Origin of the sequence: Curtobacterium sp. MCLR17_036, from assembly GCF_003234445.2 — a bacterium.
GTDB lineage: Bacteria > Actinomycetota > Actinomycetes > Actinomycetales > Microbacteriaceae > Curtobacterium.
This window is the reverse complement of the sequence record NZ_CP126269.1, coordinates 401,227-425,759: the sequence shown is the minus strand read 5'-3', so window position 1 is coordinate 425,759 and position 24,533 is coordinate 401,227. Positions and strand designations below refer to the sequence as shown.

Annotated in this window: 18 protein-coding genes; 7 read left to right on the top strand and 11 right to left on the bottom strand. The window is 71.3% G+C overall.

Annotation, left to right across the window (positions count from 1 at the left end; translation table 11 throughout):
- Positions 1-6 precede the first annotated feature (6 nt).
- Positions 7-2,739 (bottom strand): glycoside hydrolase family 2 protein, encoded by a 2,733-nt coding sequence (locus tag DEI99_RS02090; protein WP_111041335.1) that lies wholly within the window; start codon positions 2,737-2,739, stop codon positions 7-9.
- Between the two features lie 237 nt (positions 2,740-2,976).
- On the opposite strand from DEI99_RS02090, the gene DEI99_RS02085 reads away from it, so the two are divergent.
- Both DEI99_RS02085 and DEI99_RS02080 read left to right on the top strand, forming a co-directional pair.
- Entirely contained in the window at positions 2,977-3,396 is a 420-nt protein-coding gene (locus tag DEI99_RS02085) for a pilus assembly protein CpaE (protein ID WP_071253182.1), read from the top strand.
- Positions 3,397-3,459: 63 nt separating this feature from the next.
- Entirely contained in the window at positions 3,460-4,290 is an 831-nt protein-coding gene (locus DEI99_RS02080) for an aldo/keto reductase (RefSeq protein WP_111041337.1), read from the top strand.
- 63 nt (positions 4,291-4,353) lie between these two features.
- Here the strand turns inward: DEI99_RS02080 and DEI99_RS02075 are convergent, their stop codons facing one another.
- The 6 genes from DEI99_RS02075 to dnaK all read right to left on the bottom strand — a co-directional run bounded on the left by DEI99_RS02075 (position 4,354) and on the right by dnaK (position 11,802).
- The gene (locus tag DEI99_RS02075; RefSeq protein WP_181434395.1) at positions 4,354-6,408 is read right to left on the bottom strand and encodes an Ig-like domain-containing protein; all 2,055 of its coding nucleotides are present in this window, start codon (positions 6,406-6,408) and stop codon (positions 4,354-4,356) included.
- Positions 6,409-6,506: 98 nt separating this feature from the next.
- On the bottom strand, positions 6,507-7,652 hold the full coding sequence (locus DEI99_RS02070; protein ID WP_111041338.1) for a class I SAM-dependent methyltransferase: 1,146 nt from the start codon (positions 7,650-7,652) through the stop codon (positions 6,507-6,509).
- 34 nt (positions 7,653-7,686) lie between these two features.
- On the bottom strand, positions 7,687-8,097 hold the full coding sequence (locus DEI99_RS02065; protein ID WP_111041391.1) for a heat shock protein transcriptional repressor HspR: 411 nt from the start codon (positions 8,095-8,097) through the stop codon (positions 7,687-7,689).
- Between the two features lie 185 nt (positions 8,098-8,282).
- Entirely contained in the window at positions 8,283-9,281 is a 999-nt protein-coding gene (locus tag DEI99_RS02060; RefSeq protein WP_111041340.1) for a DnaJ C-terminal domain-containing protein, read from the bottom strand.
- A 23-nt stretch (positions 9,282-9,304) separates the two neighbouring features.
- Positions 9,305-9,946: a nucleotide exchange factor GrpE gene (locus DEI99_RS02055; RefSeq protein WP_258369309.1), complete on the bottom strand. Its 642-nt coding sequence runs from the start codon at positions 9,944-9,946 to the stop codon at positions 9,305-9,307.
- Positions 9,943-11,802 carry a molecular chaperone DnaK gene (gene dnaK / locus DEI99_RS02050; RefSeq protein ID WP_111041342.1) on the bottom strand — a complete coding sequence of 620 codons (1,860 nt, stop codon included), beginning with the start codon at positions 11,800-11,802 and terminating at the stop codon, positions 9,943-9,945. Before dnaK ends, DEI99_RS02055 begins: the two co-directional genes overlap by 4 nt.
- A 254-nt stretch (positions 11,803-12,056) precedes the next feature.
- On the opposite strand from dnaK, the gene DEI99_RS02045 reads away from it, so the two are divergent.
- Positions 12,057-15,932: an Ig-like domain-containing protein gene (locus tag DEI99_RS02045; protein WP_284180917.1), complete on the top strand. Its 3,876-nt coding sequence runs from the start codon at positions 12,057-12,059 to the stop codon at positions 15,930-15,932.
- A gap of 216 nt (positions 15,933-16,148) precedes the next feature.
- On the opposite strand, the gene DEI99_RS02040 is transcribed toward DEI99_RS02045, so the two are convergent.
- The gene (locus tag DEI99_RS02040) at positions 16,149-16,625 is read right to left on the bottom strand and encodes a DUF3060 domain-containing protein (RefSeq protein ID WP_181434398.1); all 477 of its coding nucleotides are present in this window, start codon (positions 16,623-16,625) and stop codon (positions 16,149-16,151) included.
- Positions 16,626-16,723: 98 nt separating this feature from the next.
- Here DEI99_RS02040 and DEI99_RS02035 point away from each other — a divergent pair, with 98 nt between their 5' ends.
- A complete protein-coding gene (locus DEI99_RS02035) occupies positions 16,724-17,869 on the top strand; it encodes a glycosyltransferase (RefSeq protein ID WP_111041348.1) in 1,146 nt (381 codons plus the stop codon).
- 73 nt (positions 17,870-17,942) lie between these two features.
- Here DEI99_RS02035 and DEI99_RS02030 read toward each other — a convergent pair whose 3' ends face one another.
- From DEI99_RS02030 to DEI99_RS02020, 3 genes are read right to left on the bottom strand one after another with little or no spacing between them, the layout of a single operon-like run.
- Positions 17,943-19,067 (bottom strand): glycosyltransferase, encoded by a 1,125-nt coding sequence (locus tag DEI99_RS02030; RefSeq protein ID WP_111041393.1) that lies wholly within the window; start codon positions 19,065-19,067, stop codon positions 17,943-17,945.
- Positions 19,045-19,638 carry an arsenate reductase/protein-tyrosine-phosphatase family protein gene (locus tag DEI99_RS02025; RefSeq protein ID WP_111041350.1) on the bottom strand — a complete coding sequence of 198 codons (594 nt, stop codon included), beginning with the start codon at positions 19,636-19,638 and terminating at the stop codon, positions 19,045-19,047. The genes DEI99_RS02030 and DEI99_RS02025 overlap by 23 nt, the downstream gene beginning before the upstream one ends.
- A complete protein-coding gene (locus DEI99_RS02020; RefSeq protein ID WP_111041352.1) occupies positions 19,635-21,038 on the bottom strand; it encodes a hypothetical protein in 1,404 nt (467 codons plus the stop codon). Before DEI99_RS02020 ends, DEI99_RS02025 begins: the two co-directional genes overlap by 4 nt.
- Before the next feature lie 86 nt (positions 21,039-21,124).
- Between DEI99_RS02020 and DEI99_RS02015 the strand changes: the two genes are divergently transcribed.
- From DEI99_RS02015 to DEI99_RS02005, 3 genes are read left to right on the top strand one after another with little or no spacing between them, the layout of a single operon-like run.
- A complete protein-coding gene (locus tag DEI99_RS02015; RefSeq protein WP_111041353.1) occupies positions 21,125-22,537 on the top strand; it encodes a tyrosine-protein kinase domain-containing protein in 1,413 nt (470 codons plus the stop codon).
- Complete coding sequence (locus DEI99_RS02010; protein WP_111041355.1) at positions 22,534-23,610, top strand: polysaccharide pyruvyl transferase family protein; 1,077 nt, start codon at positions 22,534-22,536, stop codon at positions 23,608-23,610. The genes DEI99_RS02015 and DEI99_RS02010 overlap by 4 nt, the downstream gene beginning before the upstream one ends.
- A complete protein-coding gene (locus DEI99_RS02005; RefSeq protein ID WP_181434400.1) occupies positions 23,607-24,527 on the top strand; it encodes a glycosyltransferase family 2 protein in 921 nt (306 codons plus the stop codon). Before DEI99_RS02010 ends, DEI99_RS02005 begins: the two co-directional genes overlap by 4 nt.
- Positions 24,528-24,533 lie beyond the last annotated feature (6 nt).

Sequence of the window (24,533 nt, the reverse complement as noted above, 5' to 3'; positions counted from 1 at the left end):
TGGATATCACCGGTCGGCGAGCACCTGGTCGAGACTCCACAGGACCGGGGCGGCGCGGAGGGCCGGGACGTCGGCCTCCGAGACGCCGGTCAGGCGGAACACGACGCGCTCACCCGGCAGCAGGGTCATGAACCCCCGGTCCACCGTCCCGGCACCGGCGACCCGGTCCGGCTGCACGAGCAGGTCGCGGACGAGCGAGTCGGCCTCGACGATCAGGTCCAGGCCGCCGTCGACGGGGGTGAACGACGTCCGGTAGCGCGCCGGCTCCCACCGCAGGTCGGCGTCGGGGGCCGACGTCCACACCGCTCGGCGCCAGTCCATGTCCGCGACGACGAGCTCGTTCGCGGGGTCGTCGACCACCCCGACCGACTCGGGCAGCGCCACCACCGCGACGCCGGCCGACGACAGGCGGACCGGCAGCTCCACCTCTGCGAGGATCGCCCCCGCCGTCGTGACCCGGCGCACCCGGACGACGCTGTCCAGCCCGCGCCGAGCGGAGCGGACGGCGATCTCGACGGGCGACGACCCGAACGCGCCGGGCGAGACACCGAGCGAGAGCGTGTCCGCCAGCTCGCCCGTCTCGTCGACCGGAGCCGACGGCGCGGGGTGATCCGCGCCTCCTGTCCGGTCCTCGTCCGGGGTGACCGACGCCGGCGGCCGCGCACCCGACGCGTCCGGCGATCCGGCGGTCGCGACGGACACGCGGGACACCGGACGGATCGTCAGCAGGACGTCGTCATACAGCCGTCGCAATTCGTGCGCGAGCGGCTTCAGCCGCCCCGCCGAGTCGATCGCCGACCACGAGGACACCGGCCACAGGTCGTTCAGCTGCCACACCACGACGCCCGTGTTGCGCGGCCAGTGCGTGCGCCAGTGCTCGACGCCGGTCGCGATCGCGCGGGTCTGCTGCAGCTGGGTCAGGTAGTGCCAGGCGTCGAGGTCCGCCGGGTCGACCGCGCCGAACCGCGGTGCGATGCCGCTGGCGAGCTTCGCCATGCCGCCCTCGGCCTTCTGGTGGTGGACGACGCCGGGTGAGTCGACGCGCATCGGCTCGTCGGCCACGGCGTCGCGCAGGGTGCGCCAAGCCGGCGGCGCCTGCCAGCCGAACTCGGACACGAAGCGCGGCACCGACTCGCGGTACGCCGTGTCGGGCAGCCGGTTCCAGGCGTCCCACGAGTGGTGCGTCTCGTGGTCGACGTCGTTCGCGGGGAGCGACTCCGAGCCGGACCACGGCGAGGCCACCGTGTAGAAGCGCGACGGGTCGACCGCGTCGACGATCGTCGGCAGCAGGTCGAGGTAGTAGTCGAGGCCCCAGCCGCGCCCGTCGAGCGAGGACTCCCAGTCCCCGACGTCGTGCAGCCAGATGTTCTCGTTGTTGCCGTTCCACACCACGAGCGAGGGGTGCCGCGACAGCCGGGCGACGTTGTCACGGGCCTCGGCGATGACCTCGCTGCGGATCGGCTCGCCCTCGGGGTACGCCGCGCAGGCGAAGGGGAAGTCCTGCCAGACGAGCAGCCCGAGCTCGTCGCAGACCTCGTAGAAGTCGCGGGACTCGTAGACCCCGCCACCCCACACACGCACCAGGTTCGAGCCGAGCGACGCCGCCGCGGTCAACCGGGACTCGAGCCGCGACCGGTCGACGCGCGAGACGATCACGTCGTCCGGGATCCAGTTCACGCCACGGACGTCGATCAGGGTCCCGTTGACGTGGACGCCGAACGGGCGGCCGACACGGTCGGCCTGCGTGTCGATGCGTGTCGAGCGGAACCCGGTGCGGAACGTGTCGCGGTCGAGCACCTCGCCGTCGACGGTCTGCAGCTCGACGACGACGTCGTACAGCGACGGTGCGCCGTACCCGCGCGGCCACCAGCGCCGTGCGTCGGGCACGCGCACCGTCACGACGGTCTCGTCGTCCTTCGGGGTGAGCTGGGCACGGGAGCGCTGCCGGGTGGTGGTGCCCTCCTCGGTCTCGCCGCTGACCGTCACGACGAGCACGAGGTCGTCGTCCTCGCCGTCCTGGTCGAGGTCGGCGGTGCTCTCGCCGAACACGGACGGCCCGGACCGCTCGACCGTGATGTGCGTGTCGAGCACGCCCTCGCCGGCCTCGACGTCGACGAGCGGCCGCACCTCGCGCAGCCGGGCGGTGGACCACCGCTCGATCGCGACCGGCCGCCACGGACCGCTGGTCACCGCCGTGAGGCCCCAGTCCCAGCCGAAGTTCGACGCCGACTTGCGGACGTACGGGAACGGCTCGTCGTACGGGCCCGGCATGCTGCCGGCCTTCGCGGCGACCCGGCCTGCCTCGCGGTAGGGCGACTCGAACAGGATCTCGAGGTCCTTCGCGGTCGCGTCGCCCGACCCGCTCTGCACGCGGGCGTCGAACCGGTACCGACGGTGCATGTTGCGGGTGGTGCCCACGACGACGCCGTCCAGGCTGAGCTCGGCCACCGTGTCGAGCCCGTCGCAGACCAGGTCGACGCGCTCGTGCCCACGCGGGTCGACGTCGACCGTGCGGCGGTACGCCCAGTCGGCGCGACCCACCCACTTCGCCGGCTGCTCGTTCAGGTGGAACGTCGGGTCGGGCAGCAGCCCCTCGCGCTCCAGGTCGGTGTGCACCTGCCCCGGCACCGTCGCCGGGATGGTGCGGTCCGCGATGCCGTCCGGCGCGCCGGCGGGCACGGTGTCCCCCGCGATCGTCACGGTCCAGTCGTCGCGGAGTTCCTCGCGTTCGAGGGTCATGCGGGTCCTTCTCTGGGTGCACGGGATGTCCGTCCACCTCGGTCGGGACGCCGGCCGGCGGCCCGCCCCGCGGCCGTCCGTACGGCCAGGAGGCGCGGCACCGGTTGCCCGGGCGTCGTCGCGTCGCGCGCGCGGGCGGGTTGCGCTCGCGCGGAGGGTGCTCGGCGATGGTAGTACGCCGAAGCCAACAGCGGCCTCCGTGGTGACACGGTCGGTGTCGTGCGGCAGGGTGGGGAGGTGATCACCGTCGACCTCGCCCGAGCCCTCCGAGACGCCGGCCTGCGCTGGCACCCCGACACCGGCGACCGGTTCGTCATCGACAAGCCCGAGGCCGACGGCGACGTCTACACGGTGTCCGAGATGACCGTCGAGCGGCACGACTCCCCGACGGGCACCATCCTGGGATTCAACGGCACGACCGAGTGGGCGCTCGACTCCGTCACCGCCGACGAGTCGCTCTGGCTCCCGCGCGAGGACCAGCTGCGCGAGCTGCTCGGCCCGTCGTTCGTCGGGCTCACCCGCGTGCAGCTCGGCGACCGCGTCGTGCACACCGTCACCGCGACGATCGGCGGCGTCGACCGGAGCTTCGCGTCGGAGGACCCCGCGGTCGCGTACGGGCAGGCGCTGCAGGCGTACATCCGCGCGGCGCTCGACTGACCGACGCGCCGCACCTGGACGTTCCTGGAACGACCGCTGACCGCCGTTTGGTTGCATGACACCATGACCGTTCCGAACATCACCCTGAACGACGGCAAGACCATCCCGCAGCTCGGCTTCGGCGTCTTCCAGATCGACCCCTCCGAGACGAAGGCCGCGACCCTCGCCGCACTCGAGGTCGGCTACCGCCACATCGACACCGCCGAGATGTACGGCAACGAGAAGGAGGTCGGCGAGGCGATCGCCGAGTCCGGCATCGACCGCTCGGAGATCTTCGTCACCTCGAAGCTCAACAACGGCTTCCACGCGCCCGAGGCCGCGCTGGAGAACGGCAAGAAGTCGGCGGAGCTGCTCGGCGGCTACACCGACCTGTTCCTCATCCACTGGCCGCTGCCCACCGTCTCGGACTTCGTGCCGACCTGGAAGGCCCTCGAGGAGCTCTACCACGCCGGCACCTCCCGCTCCATCGGCGTGAGCAACTTCCAGGCGCACCACCTGCACCGCCTGCGCGCCGAGACCGACGTGCCGCCGGCCGTCAACCAGATCGAGGTGCACCCGTACCTGACGCAGGACGAGCTCCGCGCCGTGGACACCGAGCTCGGCATCGCGACCGAGGCCTGGTCGCCGATCGCGCAGGGCCTCGTGCTCGACGACGAGACCATCACCCGCATCGCGGGCTCGGTCGGCAAGTCCCCGGCGCAGGTCGTCCTCCGCTGGCACATCCAGCGCGGCGACATCGTCTTCCCGAAGTCGGTCACCCGCGCCCGCGTCGAGGAGAACTTCGCGATCTTCGACTTCGAGCTCTCCGACGAGGACATGACGGACATCACGGGCCTCGACAAGGGCCACCGCACCGGCCCGGACCCCGACACGTTCGACTACGTGCCGGCCTGATCGGTCCGGACCACCACGCACGGAGCCGCCCGGGACCCCCGGGCGGCTCCGTCCGTTCCGGGCTCAGCCCTCGGTGCCCTCGGCGCGCCGCACCGTCCGCCGGCGCACGGCCAGGAGCGCCACGCCCGACACGACGAGCAGTGCTCCGGCCGCCCCGGCGGCGAGTACGCCCTCGGCACCGGTCCACGCCAGGCGGGCCGGGCCGCCGGCCGTCGCACCCTGGTCGCCCACCGGCGTCGCGGGTGCCGGACCTGCGCCGGCGCCCGAGCCCGGAGCCTGTCCGCTCCCCGGAGCGAGCGTCGGGTCCGGCGCGGGGCCGGTCCCCGGCGTCGGGTCCGGACGCGGACCCGCTGTGGGATCAGGGCCCGGCGTGGGGTCAGGGCTGGGTGTGGGGTCAGGGCCGGGCGTGGGACCGGGATCCGGGTCCGGGGTCGGTTCGACCTCCACGCGGATCGTCGCCGACGCCACCTGCCCGGCGTTCGACGTCACCTGGTACCGGACCGGCTTCGCGACCCCGCTGAACCCGTCCTCCGGCGTGAACGTGATGCGCCCCTGGTCGTCGGCCACGTAGGTACCCTCGCCGGGGACCCGGAGGTGCTTGCCGTCCGCGGAGAGCTCGGCCCCGTCGATCCCGTCCGCGGTCAGCCGCAGCGACCCGAGGTCGGCGCCGCTGCCGTCGAGTGCGTCGTTCCCGACCACGTCCACGACCACCGGTTCGCCCTGCGCGCCGGACGCCGTGTCGTCGGACGCGACGGCCTCGGGCAGCAGGACGTCGAACCCGATCACGTCGGTGTCGTTCGTCAGGTCGACGTCGCTCACCGAGCCGTCCCGCGCGACGGCGGACAGTCCCTCGTCGAAGCGGTCCGCCGTGAAGTCCGTGACGGTCTCCGCGGTGGTCGCGTAGGTGCCGCTCCGGGTCGTCGCCGGCACGGTGCCGCGACCGACCAGGGTGATCTCGCCACCGGGCGGAGCCGTCCAGGCGGTCCCGACCGCACCGGTCCCCCGGTCGTCGCCGCACGTCGCTCCCCCGCTGGCCTCGCACGTCCAGGTGACGTCGGTCAGCGGCAGGTCGTCCGTCAGCGCGACGGTCCGGGCGACGGCGTCCGGCGGTCCGCCGATCGTGGCCGGCCCGTCGTTGACCGAGCGCACGCGGAAGGTCACGTCGCTCCCGGCCGCGACCGGTCCGTCGGTGTCCACCGACGCCGTCGTCACCACGTCCGTCGGCTGCGTGGCCCGCACGTTCCGGAGCTCGTGGAACTCCGACCGTCCGCCGGTCGACCCGCTGAACCCGAAGCGCATCCGGTCCGGCAGCGCCGTCGCCGGCAGGTCGGTCGAGATGACGTGCCGCAGCTCGGCCGGCTCCGAGTCGACCGCCGTGGCGTCGGACATCGAGACGATCGCGGTGATGCCCCCGGCGTCCCGCGGCACGACGTCGACCTGCACGTGGCGGTAGGTCGCCGTGGCGGCGTCGGCGCCGCGGTCCTCGAGGAACCCGAGTCCGCGGTCACCGGTCGTCGCGAGCACCGGGTAGCACTGGGCCTCTGCGCCCCGGACCGTCACGGCGTTCGGCACGGACTCCGGCACCGCGAAGTTGCCGAAGCGGTCGAACCCGACCCCGACCACCCCGCCGTCGAGCCCGGCCGAGCACGCGGCACGTCCGTCGTAGTACCCGAGTCCGCCGCCGACCGGGCCGATCGACTCGAGCGGCACCGCGGCGTCCTGCAGGAAGAACCCGATGCCGTCGGCGTACCCGGTGTCGGTCGGGCTGTACATGCGCTGGTCGAACTCGACCGTCAGACCGTGGCTCGAGTCGTACGGCACCTCGTTGTACACGGCCGAGCGCGAGTACTTCGCGTTGTCGGTCATGCGCAGCCACTTGCCCGCGGCGCCGTGGTCGACGACGGCGGCCTGGGCGTCGTCCGTCGCGATGCGGGTCCAGCCCGGGGGCATCGTGGTGCCGACCGGCAGGTCGGCGAAGGGGTCGCGGATCGGGAACGGCTCGACGGCGTGCGCCGCGCCGGGCTCGGCCACGACACCCACCCCGGCGACGAGCGCGCCGAGGGCGAGCGCCGGCACGAGGGTGACGGCCCTCGCGGTGCGGCGTGGTGATCGGTTCATGGGAGTCCTCTCTGACGTGCGAGAGACGACTGTGCAGGACCGATCACCGGCCCACAAGTATTATCTGCGTGATATGCCGGAGCCGGTATCGGGGTGGATCACGCGGAGCGCGCGACCGACGCCGTGACCGTGAACTTCGGCGTCCGGACGACCTGCCGCGTCGGCCCGACGAGCCGCTCGAGCACCGGCCGGTAGCGCAGATGCGAGTTCCAGACGCACCACAGTTCTCCGCCGGTCTGGAGGATCGTGGCCGCGTTCCGGAACATCGCTGCGGCCGCGTCGGTGGTCACCGTGGTGTCCGCGTGGAACGGCGGGTTGCAGAGCACGAGCTGCGCCGAACCCGCTGCGATCTCGTCGCCGGCGTCGGTGCGCACCACCGTCACCCGGTCCGCGACGCCGTTCGCCTCGGCGGTCGCCCGCGTCGAGTCCACCGCGATCCGCGAGACGTCGGTCGCGACGACGCGCACGGTCGGTCGACGACGCGCGACCGCCGCGGCGATCACCCCGTTGCCGCTCCCCAGGTCGACGACGGTCCGAGCTGTCGGCACCGCGTCGTCGAGCACGTCGAGCAGCACCCGGGTGCCCTGGTCGAGCGAGGTCCCCGCGAACACGCCGCCGTGCGCGACGAGCGTCATGCCGAGGTCGTCCACGTGCACGGACCGCGGCCAGGGTTCGGTGACCGCGGCGCGGTTCGCCTGCGCGCGCAGCGGGTCCTGCGCGATGAGCAGCCGCGACTTCCCGCGCCCGCGCGACGCCGTGACCTCGCCGAACGACCGCCGCAGCACGTCGTTCTGCGACACGTGCATGTACTTCACGTTGCCGCCGCAGAGCAGCACGACGTCGGGAGCCGCGAACCGTGCGACGGCCCGGGCGATCTCGTCGAGCCGGTCGTGCGACTTCGACAGGCGGAGCACCACGAGCCGGACGTCGCGGAAGGCGTCCTCGAGCGTCGCCGGGTGGTGGAACCCGCGCAGCCCGAACGTGCCGGCGTTGGCCTCGAGCGCACGCTCCCCCACCAGGGAGTCCTGCACGACCCGGATGTCCGACGCACCGTACTGCGTGATGAGCCCGAGCGTCAGGACGCCGTGACGGTCGTCGACGACCGCGACCTCGCCGGGCTGCCGGAGCGCGTCGCCGTGCACGTGCGGCGCCTCGTCGATGAGGAACCGGTCGGTGCCGTCGATCGCGATGAGGTCCGGCGCGGAGTCGTCGCGGCGGCGGAAGAGGTCGGCGAAGTCTGGCACCGCGTCAGCGTACCGACGACGGCGCTGCTGTCGGTCAGCGCGGCCCGCGGTACAGGACGATCTGCGTGTTCCGCTGCGGCCGGGACCCCGCCTTGAGCGAGATCGCGGCACCGGTCGCCGTGGCCGCGAACACCCGCGCGCCCGGTCGGTTGATGAGCTGGTCGGCCAGCGCGGACTCGAGCTCACGCACCCGGTCGCGCAGTGCCCGGTTCTCGTTCTCCAGGTCGAGCACGCGCCGGATACCCTCCAGCGACACCCCCTCGGAGCCGAGCCGCGCGATCTCGCGCAGCTGCACGACGTCGCGCATGGAGTAGCGGCGCGAACCGCCGCGGGTCCGCCCCGGCACGACCAGGCCGAGCCGGTCGTACTGCCGCAGCGTCTGCGGGTGCATCTCGGCGAGCTCCGCCGCGACGGCGATCGCGAAGACGGGCGAGTTCTCGTCCATGTCGGTCACGGCACGTTCCCTTCCGTCGTCCGCGTGGTGTGTGGACCGGCCTGGAGGCTCGGGGCGGCTTCCTGACGGAGCCGCACCGTGCCTCTCCCCACCGGCTCGGCCGGCCCGCCGCTCCGCGACGGGCCGGTACCGGCGGTGTGGGCCCAAGCCGGGTCTTCTGGTGTGGTCGCGTGACGCTAGTCGCGCGCCTTGGCGAGGAGGTCCTCGCGGGGGTCCTCGTCGGGCAGGGCGGCCGCGAGCGCCTCGACGGCCTCGCGCTGCTTGTCCGACAGGTGGGACGGCACCGCGACCTGGACGGTCGCGAGCAGGTCGCCCGTGCCGTTCTTCGTCGTGACGCCGCGGCCCTTGACGCGCAGGACGCGACCCGACGGCGTGCCGGGAGCGACCTTGAGCCTCACGGGGGATCCGCCGAGCGTCGGGACCTCGATCGTCGCGCCGAGCGCCGCCTCGGTGAACGTCACGGGGACGTCCACCCGCAGGTTGAGCCCTTCGCGCTCGAAGACCGGGTGCTTGCGCACCGAGACCTGGACCACGAGGTCACCGGACTCCCCGCCGTCGGGCGAGGGTTCCCCACGACCAGGCAACCGGATCTTCTGCCCGTCCGCGACCCCCGCGGGGATCCGGACGTTCACCGGCCGACCGTTGCCCTGCGACAGCTTGACGGTGTCGCCGGCGATCGCGGTCGCGAAGTCGAGCGTCGTCGACGCCGTGACGTCGCGGCCCTTCGTCGGTCCGCCGAAGCCACGGAACCCGCCGCTCGGCTGACCGAAGCCACCGCCACCGCCGAACATGCCACCGAGGATGTCCTCGAAGCCGCTCCCGCCGCCCTGGCCGAAGCGGACACGCTGTCCGCCACCGCCCTGCTGCCCGAACATACCGCCGAAGACGTCCTCGAAGCCCCCGCCCTGGCCCGGGCCACCCGCGGTGAAGCGAGCGCCCGAGCCCATGGCACGGACCTGGTCGTACTCGGCGCGCTGCTCCTTGTCGGAGAGCACCGAGTAGGCCTCGCTGATCTCCTTGAAGCGGTTCTCGGCAGCTGCGTCGCCGGGGTTGGAGTCCGGGTGGAACTGCCGGGCGAGCTTCCGGTAGGTCTTCTTCAGCTCGGCCTCCGACGCGTCCTTCGACACCCCGAGGACCTTGTAGAAGTCCTTGTCGAACCAGTCCTGACTGGCCACTGGTACCTACCTTCCGTTCCGGCTCAGGCCGGGACCGCCACCGCGACCTTGGCCGCACGGAGCACGCGCTCACCGAGCTTGTAGCCCGGCTCGACGACGTCCGCCACGGTCTGGCCGGTGGCACCCGGGGTCGGGAGCTGGACGATCGCCTCGTGGACGTTCGGGTCGAAGGCTTCACCCTTCTCGCCGATCTGCACGAGCTTGAACTTGTCGAAGCCCCCGCGGATCTTCTGACCGATGACCTGCATCGGCCCCTCGGTGAGGTCGCCGTGGGCTTCGGCCCGGGTGAGGTCGTCGAGCGCCGGCAGCAGCGCCCGCACGACCTCCGCGATCGCGACCTCGCGGTTCGCCTCACGGTCGCGCTCGACGCGCTTCCGGAAGTTCACCAGCTCGGCCTGCGCCCGGAGCATGTCCGCACGCATCTCGGCGACCAGGTCGCGGTCCTCGGTGCTCAGCTTGTCCTCGGCGATGCCGCGGGCGGCGTCGGCGAGCAGTGCTTCGTCCTCGGGGCTCAGGTCGGTCGGCACCTCGACGTCGGGACCCTCGGCCTCGATGAGGTCCTCCGGCTCCGCGGCGTTCGTGGCATCGCCCTCGACCTGCGGCTCGTCGTTGTTCTCGACGCCGTCCTTCGGGTCCTGGGTGGGATCGGTGTTGGGGTCCGTCACTTCTTGTCGTCCTCGTCGTCCACGACCTCGGCGTCGACGATGTCCTCGTCGTCCTGCGCAGTCTGGTCACCGGCGGGCTGCTCGCCACCGGCCGCGGCACCCGCGTCCTGCTGCGAGTAGATCGCCTGGCCGAGCTTGCCCTGCGACTCGTTGAGCTTGTCGAAGGCGGTCTTCACGGCGTCGTCGTCCTCGCCGGCGAGGGCCGACTTCAGCGCATCGACGTCGGCCTGGACCTCGGACTTGACGTCCGCGGGGAGCTTCTCGTCGTTCTCCTTGATGAGCTTCTCGATCGAGTAGACGAGCTGCTCGGCCTGGTTGCGACGCTCGTTGGCCTCGCGACGGGCCTTGTCCTCGGCGGCGTGCTCCTCGGCCTCGCGGACCATGCGCTCGATGTCCTCCTTCGGCAGCGACGAGCCGCCGGAGATGACCATCGACTGCTCCTTGCCGGTGCCCTTGTCCTTCGCGGACACGTGCACGATGCCGTTGGCGTCGATGTCGAACGTGACCTCGACCTGCGGCACGCCACGGGGAGCCGGCGCGATGCCGGTGAGCTCGAAGGTGCCGAGCGGCTTGTTGTCGCGGGTGAACTCGCGCTCGCCCTGGAAGACCTGGATCGCGACCGACGGCTGGTTGTCGTCGGCGGTCGTGAAGGTCTCGCTCCGCTTGGTCGGGATCGCGGTGTTGCGGTCGATGAGCTTCGTCATCAGGCCGCCCTTGGTCTCGATGCCGAGCGACAGCGGCGTGACGTCGATGAGCAGGACGTCCTTGCGCTCACCCTTCAGCACGCCGGCCTGCAGCGCGGCGCCGACGGCGACGACCTCGTCCGGGTTGACGCCCTGGTTCGGGGACTTGCCGCCGGTCAGCGACTTGACGACCTCGGCCACGGCGGGCATGCGGGTCGAGCCACCGACGAGCACCACGTGCGCGATGTCGTTGACCGAGACACCGGCTTCCTTGATGACGTCGTTGAACGGCTTCTTCGTGCGGTCGAGCAGGTCGGAGGTCATCTGCTCGAACTGGGCGCGCGAGATGGTCTCGTCGAGGTTCAGCGGGCCGTCGGCGGTGAGCGTCAGGTACGGGAGCTGGATGTTCGCCGACATCTGCGACGACAGCTCCTTCTTGGCCTGCTCCGCCGCTTCCTTCAGGCGCTGCTTGGCGATCTTGTCCGTGGACAGGTCGACGCCGTGCTCGTCCTTGAACTTCTTGACCAGGTGGTCGACGATGCGCTGGTCCCAGTCGTCGCCACCGAGGCGGTTGTCGCCGGAGGTCGCGCGGACCTGGATCGTCGAGAAGTCGTCATCCTTGCCCACCTCGAGCAGGGAGACGTCGAACGTGCCGCCACCGAGGTCGAAGACCAGGATGAGCTCGTCTTCCTTGCCCTTGTCGAGGCCGTAGGCCAGCGCGGCCGCGGTCGGCTCGTTGATGATGCGCAGGACGTTGAGGCCCGCGATCTCACCGGCGTCCTTCGTGGCCTGGCGCTCGGCGTCGTTGAAGTACGCCGGCACGGTGATGACCGCGTCGGTGACGTCTTCGCCGAGGTACTGCTCGGCGTCGCGCTTGAGCTTGCCGAGGGTACGGGCCGAGATCTCCTGCGGCGTGTACTTCTTGCCGTCGATCTCGGTCGTCCAGTCGGTACCGACGTGACGCTTGACCGACGCGATGGTGCGGTCGACGTTGGTCACGGCCTGGCGCTTCGCGGTCTCGCCGACGAGCACCTCGCCGTCCTTCGTGAAGGCGACGATCGACGGCGTGGTGCGGAGGCCCTCGGCGTTCGCGATGACGGTGGGCTCACCGCCCTCGAGCACGCTGACGACCGAGTTGGTGGTTCCGAGGTCGATGCCTACTGCACGTCCCATGTGGTGATGCTCCTCTTGCTAGGGGTAAGTCGTTGGACTTGCGTCCGATGGACTCAACTCTACTCGGGACCACGGCGGCGTCAACTCAGGAAGGCAGAAGTTGCGTCGATCCCACTCAACTCCCAGCGACGGATTGTGCTCGTACCCATGTATCTCACGTGATATTCTTAATACACATGCTGCGACTTTCGTTGTCGCCTGCGTGCTTCCCTCCCGCACAGCCGCCGACGCGCGGCTTGTCCTGAAAGATGCACATGTCTCACAAGAAGAGGGCCTCGACGGCCTTCAAGTCCATGGGCGCGGCCGGACTGGCCGCCGCCACGATCGTCTCGGGCTTGTCGTTCGGGGTACCCGCCGCCTCCGCCAGCACACCGCTACAAGCATTGGACAGCGGCGATGGCACGCGCGAGCGGAACGTTGCGAACACTCCCGCCATCAAGCCGTTCGCCACGACTGCCAAGGGATTCCAGATCGGCACAGGTCGATACCTCGTGGCAGATGGCAGTCCTTATCCCGGCGGCACGTTCTTCCACGAACGCTCCCAGCTCTCCGGAGGGGTCACGTTCTCCATACCGGACAAGGGCGCATCAGGGGTCATCCAATGGAAAGACTCGCTCGGTACGTGGTGCATGGGTGGGTGGACGGTGAGTGGGGTCCCGACCGTGGGAGGCAGCAGCTCTTGCACCGGCGCGTTGATGACCTGGACCCATGAAACAAACGGCACCCTCAGCGTCAACTACGACGGCGTGAAGCGCTACCTCGGTAAGACGACCGTCTCCTACACCAGTCCTGTGAACGGGGCCTTCTACAGCGGCCTCCCTGCTCTCACGACTCGGGTGTCAGACGCCGCAACCGTTCCCGCCGAGACGAGCCCGCTCACCGCGAGCGTGAGTACCGTCAACAACATCGCTCGGACGGCGGTGGTCGGTGGGTCGGCGACGCCGAACGGGACGGTCACGATCGGGTCGAAGACCGTCAACGTGTCGAGTGGTGGCACGTGGTCGATGACCGTTGAGGGGCTCGCCGTCGGGTCGCAGACGTTGACGGCGAAGCAGCAGTTCAACAATGCCGACGTCGACTCGAAGAACGTGACGGTGACCATCGTGGAGGGCGGCACCGTAGTGGGTGTCGACCAGGGCCCGGTCAACCTGGCACGTGGTGAGAGCACGCAGCTGCCGATGATCGTGCAGAACAACGAGTCCCGCGCGAACTGGAACGGCACCGTCGTCCTGAACGCACCGGAGGGCACCACGTTCGACGCGCAGACCCGGATCGACGCGGGCTGGAGGGCAGTTGGGGGCTCGACCTGGAGCCCGATCACGTCGATGCCGCTGACCAATGGGCGCTTGTCGAACAACGACAAGACGATCACGTTCGACGCGAAGTGGACCGAGAACCACGGCGCGCCGGAGCAGTACCGGTACATGGTGAACGTCACCGCAGACGAGGATGCTGCTGCGGGGGCGAGCCAGATGGGCTTCGTGTTCGCTGGTGACAGCTCGAAGGGTGACTTCCGTGCCGAGGGGAAGACGACCACCAATCTCGAGGTCGCGCAGCGTGAGCTGACGGCGGCGGTCGACTCGATCGATCATGCCGCCGGCAGCGCGGTCCTCAAGGGCACGGCGACGCCGGGTGCGACGATCGTCGTCGGTGAGCAGAGCGCGACCGCGAACGAGGACGGCGACTGGAGCCTCGAGGTCACCGGCCTGGAGTCGGGCCCGAACAGTCTGCTCGTGGAGCAGAAGATCGGCAACGACACGGTTGACTCGAAGCCGGTCACGGTCACGATCAACGACGCCGCGATCATCGGGCAGGACGGCCCCGCCGCCACACTCGAGCGTGGTGAGCGCACCAAGGTGCAGGCACAGTTCGAGACCAAGGGCGACGTCTCGCGTCCGGACGCGCAGGTGACGTTCACCGCGCCCGAGGGCACCACGTTCGCCGAGGGGCAGAACACCATCGAGGGCTCCTACAAGAAGCCCGGTGAGGACTGGACGAACCGTTCCACGACCCTCACCGGTGGTGACCTGTCGATGGACGGCAAGACCTACACCTACACGTTCAAGCCCACCAGCAGCACGTGGACACTCCCGGATGCGTCGCTGCTGCGCTGGGACATCGACGTGGTGACTCCGGCGGATGCTGCCGAGGGCACGTCCTCGATGACCACGAAGCTCGAGGGCACCGCTGTGGAGGGGTCCTTCAACGCCTCCAGCAGCACGCGGACCACGATCGAGTCGGCGGAAGCGCCCGCTCCGGCACCGCTGGTGGTCACCACCCCCGTCAACGATTCCGTCGTCGACGTGAAGCGTCCGGTGTTCTCCGGCACCGGCGACGAGGGAGCGACGATCGAGGTGCGCGGCAAGTCCGGCCGCCTCGTCGCCACGACCACCGTGCAGGACGGCGCCTGGAGCGTCCCGGCGTCGTTCGACCTGAACGACAACGCGTACGCCCTGGACGTGTTCCAGAAGCCGCTGCAGGGCAAGGAGTCGCAGACCGAGGTCCGCTTCACGATCGCGACGAACCCGCTCACGACGCAGCTGACCGCCGATGGTCGCTTCCTGGCCGATGTCACCAAGCCGGCTGAGATCTTCGGCAACGCCACCACCGGCGCGACCGTGATCGTGAAGGACAGCCTCGGCAACCCGGTCGGCAGCGCGGAAGCCGTGGACGGCAAGTACGTCATCCCGGTGCCGCCGTCGCTCGCCCACTTCGGCGTGAACGACTTCACAGTCACCCAGACCAAGAACGACGTCACCTCCGACAAGGAAGACGTGTCCCTGGACTACGGCATGCCGGCACCGATCCAGATCGCCAGCCCCCAGAACGGTGACACCGTCGCGAAGGACGGTCTCACCTTCACCGGCACCGGCGACAACGGCGCCCGGATCGATGTCCGCGGCAACGTCCGCGCGATCGCGACCGGCACCGTCATCGACGGCACCTGGACCGCCCCCGTGACCCTGGACCTGCAGAACGATGTCTACGACCTCCGCGCAGTCCAGACCACCAAGGGCGGCCTCACCACGCAGCAGCCCATCACGATCACCATCACCGACCGCACCATCGCGGACCTGACGGCGACGGCGGCGTTCAACGCCACGGATGAGAACCTGCCGGCACTGGTGTCGGGCACGGCCGAGCCGGGCGCGACGGTCACCGTCCGCGACAGCAAGGGCGAGGTCATCGACACCGCCATCGCGACCGGCGGTCGTTACACGATCACGATCCCGCCGTCGAAGGCGCACTTCGGTGTCAACGAGTTCGAGGTCACCCAGACCGTGAACGGGAAGGTCTCCGACCCGCTGACCCGGACCCTGGACTACGGCACTCCCGCAGCGCCGGTGATCCTGACCCCGAACAACGGTGCGACCGTCACGAACGGTTCGATCCGCTTCACCGGCACCGGCGCCACCGGCGCGAAGCTCGACATGCGCGGCAACACGTCCTCGATCGGTGACACCAAGATCGTCGACGGCGCATGGACGGTCGACGTCACCCGACAGCTGACCCCGAACGTCTACGACCTCCACGCGTTGCAGACCACCAAGGGCGGTCTCACCCAGCGCAGCAACATCACCGTCACCATCCAGGACGAGCAGATCACCGAGCTCACCGCCGCCGGGACGTTCCCGGACGACGTCGAGCAGGAGGCGTTCATCTCCGGTGCGGCGCAGACCGGCGCTGACGTGGTCGTGAAGGAAGGCACGACGGTCATCAAGAGCGTGAAGGCCGTCGACGGCGAGTACACGGTGCAGATCCCGGCGACCGTCGCCGGGGAGCGCACCTTCACCGTCACTCAGACGGTCAAGGGCGACACCTCGGAGCCGAAGACCGTGACGCTGGACTACGGGACCCCGGCCGACCTGGTCGTGGAGTCCCCGACCGACGGCAGCACCGTCCCGGCCGACCAGGTCGTGTTCACCGGCACCGGCCAGCCCGGCGGCAAGGTCACCCTCGGCGGCACCGTCAGCCGGCTCGGTGAGGCGAACGTCAACGCGCAGGGCAACTGGACCATCACCGTCCAGCGCACCCTGGTCCCGATGGACTACGCCCTGTACACCAAGCAGATCACCAAGGGGAACCTGATCGGCGCGGACGACGTCCGCACCATCACCATCACCCAGTAACACCGCACCAGCACCACCACGGGCGCCCCTCCACACCAGGAGGGGCGCCCGTCCTCGTTGCGTGCTCCGAGCCAGGGCAACCCGGGCGACGGCGACGCCGGCCAGGAGAACTCAGGCAGGAGACCCCAGCCGGAAGATCCGAGCCTGGACACCCCACGAGACACGAAGAAGCCGCCGGCCCGAGGGCCGGCGGCTTCTGCGCTGCGGGGGAAGGGATCAGCGGGTCACGAAGAAGTTCCCCTTGCCGTCGTCGTCGACCTTCGGCTTGTTGTCCGAGGTGACGCGGTTGCCGTCGGTGGTGACCTTCACCGAGCCGACGGTCTTCGCCGAGATGTCGTTGATCGAACCGGTCACGACGAGCTCCTCGACGTTGCCGAGGTGGATGACCGCGTTGCCGGCGGTGACCTGCACCGAGGCGCAGTCGCCGAGCGTGACGTCCTTGTTCGCCTGGTCGATGACCGCCTTGCCGTCCGTGCAGGAGGCCTTCGTCTTGTCGATGTCGGCCGGCGGGTTGCTGAAGACGTCGCTGTGCGCCTTCGCGGTGGAGCTGGCGCTCGCGCTCGGCTTCGTGGTCGCCTTGCTCGTTGCGTCGTCGCCGGTGCCGGAGCAGGCGGTGAGCGCACCGAGCACGCCGACGACGGCGAGGCCGGTGACGAGGAGGCGGCGGATCGGGGGCGTGGGGGTCGTCGTCATGGCAGGGTCCGTTCTCGAGGTTGACGGGCGCGTCGTGCGCGCCCATGAGCGTGACGTATACATGTCACGTTCTATACAATACTTGATATGCTACCGAGGTGACAATCCACACGCGGCCCTGTGCGGCCTTCCTCAGCCACAGCGCAGCACTCTCCGGGGCGGAGCTCCTGATCGCGCGGGTCACGGCCGCCTGCACCCGGACCACGCCCGTCGTCGTGCTCGGCGAGCACGGGCCGCTCGAGGGCGTCCTCGCCGACCGCGGCGTGCCCTGCGCGGTCGTCGAACTGGACCGCTCCGTCCGGCAACACACGGTCGGTACGACGTCCGGCGTCGTCGCGAAGACCGCCGCGACACTGCGCTCGACCCGCGAACTCGCACGTGCTCTCCGCCGCCTCGGCGTCGACGTGGTCGTGACGCACTCCGCGAAGGCCCACGTGTACGGCGGGCTCGCCGGCCGCATCGCCGGCATCCCCGTCGTCGCGCACGTCCACGACGTCGTCGGCACGGCCGGGTCGTCCCACGCGAACGCCATGCTGCTCCGCGCCGCCCTCGCCGCCCTGCCGCGCGCGGTCATCGCGAACTCACAGACCACGGCCGCTTCCCTCGGCCGGTCGGCTCGCCGGGCCAGCGTCATCGGCTGTCCGACGGTCGTCCCGGACGTCGTCCCGCCGAGGACCGGCACGACGCCCACCATCGGCATGGTCGGGCGGCTCACCCCGTGGAAGGGACAGGACGTCGCGCTCCGGGCCTTCGCGGCCGCTCGGACGGCCGGGCTCGACCCTGCGACCCGGCTCCGGCTGGTCGGAGCGGCGCACTTCGGGGACGACGAGCAGTTCGCAGCGGCGCTCCGCCACCTCGCCGACGCGCTCGGTGTCGCCGAGGTCGTCGACTTCCGCGGGCACCGTGACGACGTGGCCGACGAGATCGCCGCGTGCGACGTCGTCGTCCACGCCAGCACCCGCCCGGAACCGTTCGGGCAGGTGGTCGTCGAGGCGATGGCGCTCGGCCGTCCGGTGGTCGCGGCGGACGCCGGCGGACCGGCAGAGGTCGTCACGGACGGCGAGGACGGCGTGCTCGTGTCCCCCGGGGACGTCGGTTCGCTCGCCGCCGCCATGACGCGGCTGATGGCCGACCGGGAGGCCCGTGCCCGGCTCGCCGACAACGGCCGCCGGTCCGTCGCGCGGTACGCGCTCCCCCACGTGGTCGGCCTGATCGAGGACGTGCTGCTCGCCGCCGCGCGCTGACGCGCGGCGGCGGCCCTGGTCGCTCGCACGACGTCGGCCGGACCCGACCGGCGGAGCCGCGCCGGGCCTCCCGTCAGACGCGGACGGCGCTCTCGATGCCCGTCCACGCGCGGACCTCGCGGCGGAAGCGCGCCGTGGAGAAGTCCTGCGCGCGTGCCCGACAGTCGTCCGGGTCGAGGCCGACGGCGGCGTCGACGGCGGCGCGCAGGGTGCAGTCGCGGAAGTCCTCGACCGCGACGCCGCTGCGCCCGGCCTGCACCGAGTCGCCGGCGCCACCGACTGCGTTCACCACGACCGGGGTCCCGAGTGCCATCGCCTCGACCGGCATGATGCCGAAGTCCTCCACCGGTGGGAACACGTAGACCGCCGCCCGCTGCAACAGCGCGGCCAGCAGGGCGTCCGAGGGGCGCACGACGATCCGGACGTCCGCCCCGGACGCGTCCGCGTGCCCCCGAAGCCGTTCGAGGTCCGGGCCGTCACCGGCCAGGACCACCGGGCGACCGGCAGCCCGACCCGCGTCGACCACCACGTCGAGTCGCTTGTACGGCACGAAGCGGGACGCCCCGAGCACGAAGCCGCACGGCAGGGACTCGAGCAGCGTCCGCTCGCAGTCGTCCAGGGCGTCCGCCCAGTCGTCGTGGGCGGCGAGCCGCTCGACCCCGACCGGCGGGTGGACCACGACGGCGTCGACACCCCAGCTGTCCTGGATGCGGCGCTGCACGAACCGGCTGTTCGCCGCGACGTGGTGCAGACCGGCCGCCCGGCGACGGTCGACCGACCGCAGGACCGGTCCGGCGACGCGTGCGGCGAGCGAGCTGCCACGCGCATCGAGCTCCGGGTTCCACAGGTACCGGGCGGGGGTGTGCACGTAGGTGAACTGCCGCTCGGGGTCGACGCCGGGCACCCGTGCCTGGTGCGCGAAGAGGTGGGAGCTGACGATCGCCCAGTCGTACGGGCCGAGGTCCCGCAAGCCCGCTGACCACAGGGCCGGCAGCAACGGGACGGTGAGCGCCTTCCGCCCGCGGAGCGGGGTCCTTGCGAGGGCGCTCTCGACCACCCGCCGGTCGGGGTACCGTCCGGGGGCGTCGTTCCACAGCCCGAACAGGTCGGCGTCCGGGTACTCGTCCGCGATCGCGTCGAGGACGCGTTCGGCGCCGCCGACGGCCTCGATCCACTCATGCACCAGCAGTCCGCGCACGGTCCGCTCCTTCCGTCGCTCGGGACGCACAGGCGACGACGGCGTCCATCGCCGCGTCGGTGGTCGCGCACATGCGCTCGTGGTCGACCGAGTCCCCGCGCACGGGGTCGGCGACGTCGTCGTCCTCCGGGGTGATCGGCGTCGTCGCGAGCCGGGAGCGGGCGACGAGACGGGGGAAGGTCTCCCAGAATTCCTCGGTGACGTCGTCCTGCTCGAGCAGGGGCCGGACGAGCCGTGCGAACTCGCGGAGCGTGAAGGTCCGACGGAGCAACGACGGAGCGAGGTCGAGCACAGCGGCCCGGTGCGCGCGCTCCATGGTCAGCACGAGGTCCGTACCGGCGAGCAGGCCGGCGGTCAGCGGAGTCGATGCGAAGCCCTCGAGATCGGCACAGTGGCGGTGGGCGGCCTCGGCGGAGCGGGGGAACGCGGGTGTCCCTGCCGTCGCGGCGGTCCCGGCGCTCGACACGTGGAAGCGCCCGGGGGCGACGGCGTCGAGGCGGGCCTGGAGCACGCGTTCGACGTAGGGCGAGCGGCAGACGTTCCCCTCGCAGACGATGAGGATGGCGGTCACGGTCGGGCTCCTGTCCGGATGGGGATGGGCGAGGTGGGCGTCGGGGGTGGTCGATGTTCGGCGCCCGGTCCTGGTCCTGGTCCTGGTCCTGGTCCTGGTCCTGGGCGGAGACGAGCCGTGTCGGGAGCGGGCCGTTGGTCGCGCGTCCAGGCCGGGACGGCACACGCGGCGATGAGCACCCAGAGGATCGGGGTCGAGAAGTCCGGCGTGCCGACGACCTTCGCGACGAGCAGGGCGACGAGCGCGATCCCGGCCGGCACCGTCCTCGGCGTCCGCACCGCAGCGACGATGATCCCGACGGCGAGCGCCGTGAACGCGACGGTTCCCGGGATGCCGAGGGTGGAGAGCAGGGCGAGTGCGAAGGACGACGGTCGGTTGCCGCCGAGGCCGGTGCCGAGGCCGAGGGTGTCCGCGACGACGCCCCAGCTGAAGGTGTCCGCGCCGGTCCGGGCGTTGTACGAGGTGCTGCCGACCTTGTCGGCGACGATCTCCTGGACGGGCGCGAGCAGCCGGTCGCCGGCGGTGAGCGCGACGATCCCGGCGACGAGCAGCCCGATGACGAGCCAGGGCGTCCCGGTACCGCCGCGCGCGACGTACCGCACGGCCAGGACGACGACGCCGAACGCGATGAACACGGCCGACGCGACCACGGCGGTCCCGGAGGATGCCTGCAGCAGGTTCGAGCACGCGAGCGCGCACACGACCGCCCAGAGGAGCCGTCGACGACCGTTCGCCCGCATCGCGGCGACCACCGCGAACGCAGCTGCGGCGAGTGAGAAGGTCGCGAGTTCGCTCGGCTCGCTCAGCACACCCCGCAGGCGGTCTCCCGGATCGGTCTCGGAGTACTGGATGTTCGGCATCGTGTCGACGAGCGGCGCGAGGACGTCCGCACCGACGGCGACCATGACGCCGCGGATCGAGCTGAGCACCGTCCCGACGACGAGCGCGACGGCCGCGGCGGTCACGGCGCCGCGCACCCGGACGAGGTGGAGCGTTGCGCAGGCCGAGAGCGCGAGGTACCCGAACTGGGCGACCGTACTGACCGAGTACTGCAGCATGCCCGGGTCCAGGACCTGCTCGTCGACGCCCCCGCGCGGGACGAGCACCCGGGTGCCGGCGAACATCCACGGCCCGAGGGCGGTGATGACGGCGGACCAGGCGATGAGGACGGCGAACGCGTTGGCGGTCCAGTGCGCGGTGCCGAGCCGACGGGAGCCCACCAGGGCGATGACGGCCCCGGCCGCGGCGACCGAGAACAACGGCACACCGTTCTCGCCGAAGGCGACGCCGGCGGAGGCGGGGAGTCCGGCAGCCACCCCGAGGACCACGGGCAACCAGGCGGGCCGGATCGACAGGGTGACGCCCAGCACCCCGAGGAGCGCGATGCCCAGCACCGTCATGACATCTCCGATCGTGGTTGCTGTCGTATTTCATATCTACTACTATGAGTATCACACACACAGAATGATCGAGGGGAAGTGCGTCGATGACGCTTGCGCAGTTCGTCGACCTGCTGAGACTCCGTTGGCTCTCCGTCGTGGCGGTGGTCGTGCTCGCGGCCGGCCTCGCGGCGGCCGTCTCCGCCGTGCAGTCGCCGCAGTACCGGGCGTCGAGCGCGGTCTTCGTGTCCGTCGCGTCAGGCGCCTCGGTGAACGACCTGAGCCAGGGCAACAACTTCTCCGCCGCCCGCGTGAAGTCGTACGAGGAGCTCGCGCTCACGCCGCGGGTGCTCGGCCTCGCCGCTCGACAACTCGGGTTGCCCGCCGACGCGGACCTCAGCCGCGTGGTGTCCGCGGAGTCCACGACGGACACCGTGCTCATCACGATCACGGCGACGGACACCGCACCGGAGCAGGCGGCGGCGATCGCCAACGCCGTCGCCGACCAGCTCGTCAAGGTGGTCGAGCAGGTCGAGCGGTCGACGTCGGCCGCCGACTCCCTCGTCAACCTCAGCGTCTTCCAGCGGGCGTCCGCGCCGACGGTCCCCTTCGCTCCGCGCCTGCCGGTCAACATCGCGATCGGCGTCCTCGCCGGCCTCGCCCTGGGCGTCGCACAGGCCGTCCTGCGCGAGGTCCTCGACACCCGACTGCGGTCGTTCGAGGCGCTGCGTCGGCTCACGGACGCGAGCATCCTCGGTGAGTTCGCCGTCGACGACACGATCGCGAAGGACCCCCTGGTGTCGTTCGACAACCGGTACAGCACCCGGGCCGAGGCCTTCCGACAGCTCAGGACGCACCTGACCTACACGAACCTCGACGGGGCGGCGCAGAGCATCGTCGTCACGAGCGCGACGCCGGGCGAGGGCAAGTCGTCGACCGCCGTGAACCTGGCGCTCATGCTCGCGCAGAACGGCTCGAAGGTGGTCCTCGTCGACGCCGACCTGCGTCGCCCGACCACCGGGGTCTACTTGGGGATCGAGAGCCGCGTCGGCCTGTCGACCGTGCTCACCCGGCAGGTCGACCTCGACGACGCCGTCCAGGAGATCGGCGCGGACAACCCGCTGCACGTCCTCGCCGCCGGTCGCGTGCCGCCGAACCCGAGCGAGCTGCTCAGCTCGAGTCGGATGGTCGACCTGATCCGTGAACTCGAGTCACGGTACGAGTACGTCATCGTCGACGCGCCGCCGATGCTGCCCGTCACCGACCCGGCCGTCCTCGGGGCGATCTGCTCCGGCGTCCTGCTCGTCGTCAGTGTGCAGGGCCAGACGAAGCGTGCCGACTTCACCACCGCCGAGCGCACCGTGGCACAGGTGGGCGCCCGACTGCTCGGCCTCGTGGTGAACCGCCTGCCCCCGCAACGCCGGGCCAAGACCTACTACAACTACGAACCGTCCGCGCCGGTCAGCGAGAGTCCCCGCCGGGCCTCGCGCGCCCGCCTCTCCTCGAAGGACCCCCGATGAAATCCACCCGCCGCTCCATCGTCTACCTCGGGTGGCAGAGCAACGGCAACTTCGGCGACGACCTGCTGCACGAGACGTGGCGAGCGGCGCTCGACGACCCGCTCGACGTCGAGGCGCCCCTGACGACCCGCGCGTACCTGCGTGCCCTGCCCCGGGTCGCTCGCGAACGCCTCCGGCTGGTCGGTTCGGAGCGCGTCGTCCTGCTCGGTGGCGGCACGACGATCGGGTACCGGGCATGGGCGGAGCACGCCCGGCTCGCCGTCCGGAACTACGGAGCGGCCGGCGTCGTCGGCGTCGGGCTCGGCGCCGCCGCCCGGACGGACGCGTACGCCCTCTCCCGACACCCTCAACAGTGGAGCGCCTGGCAGGAGCTCGACGGGATGCGCCTCGCCGGGGTCCGCGGTCCGATCACGGCGGACGAGGTCACCGAACACCTCGGCCCGACGACGGTCTGCGGCGACCCGGCGCTCCTGTACCCGCTCGTCCGGTCCGTGGAACCGACCGGCACCCCCGGGCGACGACGGATCGGTGTCGCGCTGGGGTCCGACCCGCAGACCCGCTTCGACGTCGAGACGGTCGCCGCGGCGGTCGACGAGCACGCCCTCGCCACCGGGACGCACGAGGTCGTCGCGTTCGCACTCTCACGACCGGACCGCGCCGCGGCGCGTGCGCTGTCCGAACGGCTCGTGACCCCGTCGACCGTCCACGAGTACACCGACGTCGCCACGACGATGTCGGTGATCGCCGGGTGCGACCTCGTCGTCTCCGAGCGGCTGCACGGCGTCGTGGCAGCGCTCGCCCTCGACGTCCCGACGGTGCCGCTGTCCTACGCCTCGAAGTGCGACGACTTCTGGTCGAGCGTCACCGGCGGGCCGGCGCCCGTCTCGGTGGGCCACTCGGTCGACGCCCTCGTCCGTGCGATGCTCGGCGCCGACACCGTCCGTGCCGAGGCCACGGGCGCGGTCTTCGCCCTGCAGGAACGGCTCGAGGGCATCCGGCGCGAGCTCGTGGACTGGCTCCGCGGGGACCGCTCGACGGTCAGCCTGCTGCAGACGGGTCCGGTGTCGTCGTGACCCACGCCACCGCTGCAGCGACCCACCGCTTCCACCTCGTCATCTCCACCATCCGCTCGCCGGAGCACATCGAGCGCTGCCTCGAGTCCATCCGCCGCGCTCGGGTGTCCGTCTTCGTGACCGTGGTCGAGCAGCGCCCGGAGCCCGACGCGCTCCCGGTCCTGCGCGACCTCATCGACGCCGGGCACGCCGAGCACGTCCACGAACCGGTCGTGCGCGGGGTGAGCCGCGGGCGGAACCGCGGACTCGCCGTGCTCCGCGGCGAGATCGTCGCGTTCCCGGACGACGACTGCTGGTTCGACGACGGCGTGCTCGAGCTGCTGTCCGAACGGATGGACGCCAGGGGCCTGGACGGCGCCGCGATCCCCTGCCGCGCGTCGGACGACAGCGGCACGATGCTGCGCTGGCAGCGACGCCCGAGCCTGGTCACGAGCTGGCGGGTCCCCCGCACGATCGTCGCCGCGGGGATCTTCCTGCGGCGCGAACTGCTCGAGCAGAACGGGTTGTTCGACGTCGCGCTCGGCACCGGTGCCGCGACGCCGTTCGGCTCCGGTGAGGAGAACGACCTGGTCATCCGGGCACTGCGGAACGGTGCGCGGATCGCGTACATGCCGGACACCACGGTGCGACACGGGGACTTCCGGCACGACGGCATGACCGACGAGACCCTGGCGAAGGTGCTGCGGTACAACCGCGGCTTCGGGCGGGTGCTGCGGAAGCACGGGCTCCGGGGGCAGGCCGCGTACTGGACCGCCCGGTCGGCAGCCGCGGTGCTCGTGGCCCGGGTGCGCCGCGACGCCGACGGGGTGCGGTTCCAGCGCGCCCAGCTCCACGGCCGCTGGCAGGGGTGGCGCGGGACGGACGGGCACGGGACTCGGCACCCGTTCGACCCCGCGACCACGCCGTCGGTCCGCTGACCGTGC

Bases quoted from the DNA above. Each gene is read 5' to 3' on its own strand.
- DEI99_RS02015 (WP_111041353.1), top strand. From the start codon at position 21,125: ATGACGCTTGCGCAGTTCGTCGACCTGCTGAGACTCCGTTGGCTCTCC.
- DEI99_RS02065 (WP_111041391.1), bottom strand. From the start codon at position 8,097: ATGGACGAGAACTCGCCCGTCTTCGCGATCGCCGTCGCGGCGGAGCTC.
- DEI99_RS02080 (WP_111041337.1), top strand. From the start codon at position 3,460: ATGACCGTTCCGAACATCACCCTGAACGACGGCAAGACCATCCCGCAG.
- dnaK (WP_111041342.1), bottom strand. From the start codon at position 11,802: ATGGGACGTGCAGTAGGCATCGACCTCGGAACCACCAACTCGGTCGTC.
- DEI99_RS02010 (WP_111041355.1), top strand. From the start codon at position 22,534: ATGAAATCCACCCGCCGCTCCATCGTCTACCTCGGGTGGCAGAGCAAC.
- DEI99_RS02090 (WP_111041335.1), bottom strand. From the start codon at position 2,739: ATGACCCTCGAACGCGAGGAACTCCGCGACGACTGGACCGTGACGATC.
- DEI99_RS02020 (WP_111041352.1), bottom strand. From the start codon at position 21,038: ATGACGGTGCTGGGCATCGCGCTCCTCGGGGTGCTGGGCGTCACCCTG.
- DEI99_RS02040 (WP_181434398.1), bottom strand. From the start codon at position 16,625: ATGACGACGACCCCCACGCCCCCGATCCGCCGCCTCCTCGTCACCGGC.
- DEI99_RS02075 (WP_181434395.1), bottom strand. From the start codon at position 6,408: ATGAACCGATCACCACGCCGCACCGCGAGGGCCGTCACCCTCGTGCCG.
- DEI99_RS02045 (WP_284180917.1), top strand. From the start codon at position 12,057: ATGTCTCACAAGAAGAGGGCCTCGACGGCCTTCAAGTCCATGGGCGCG.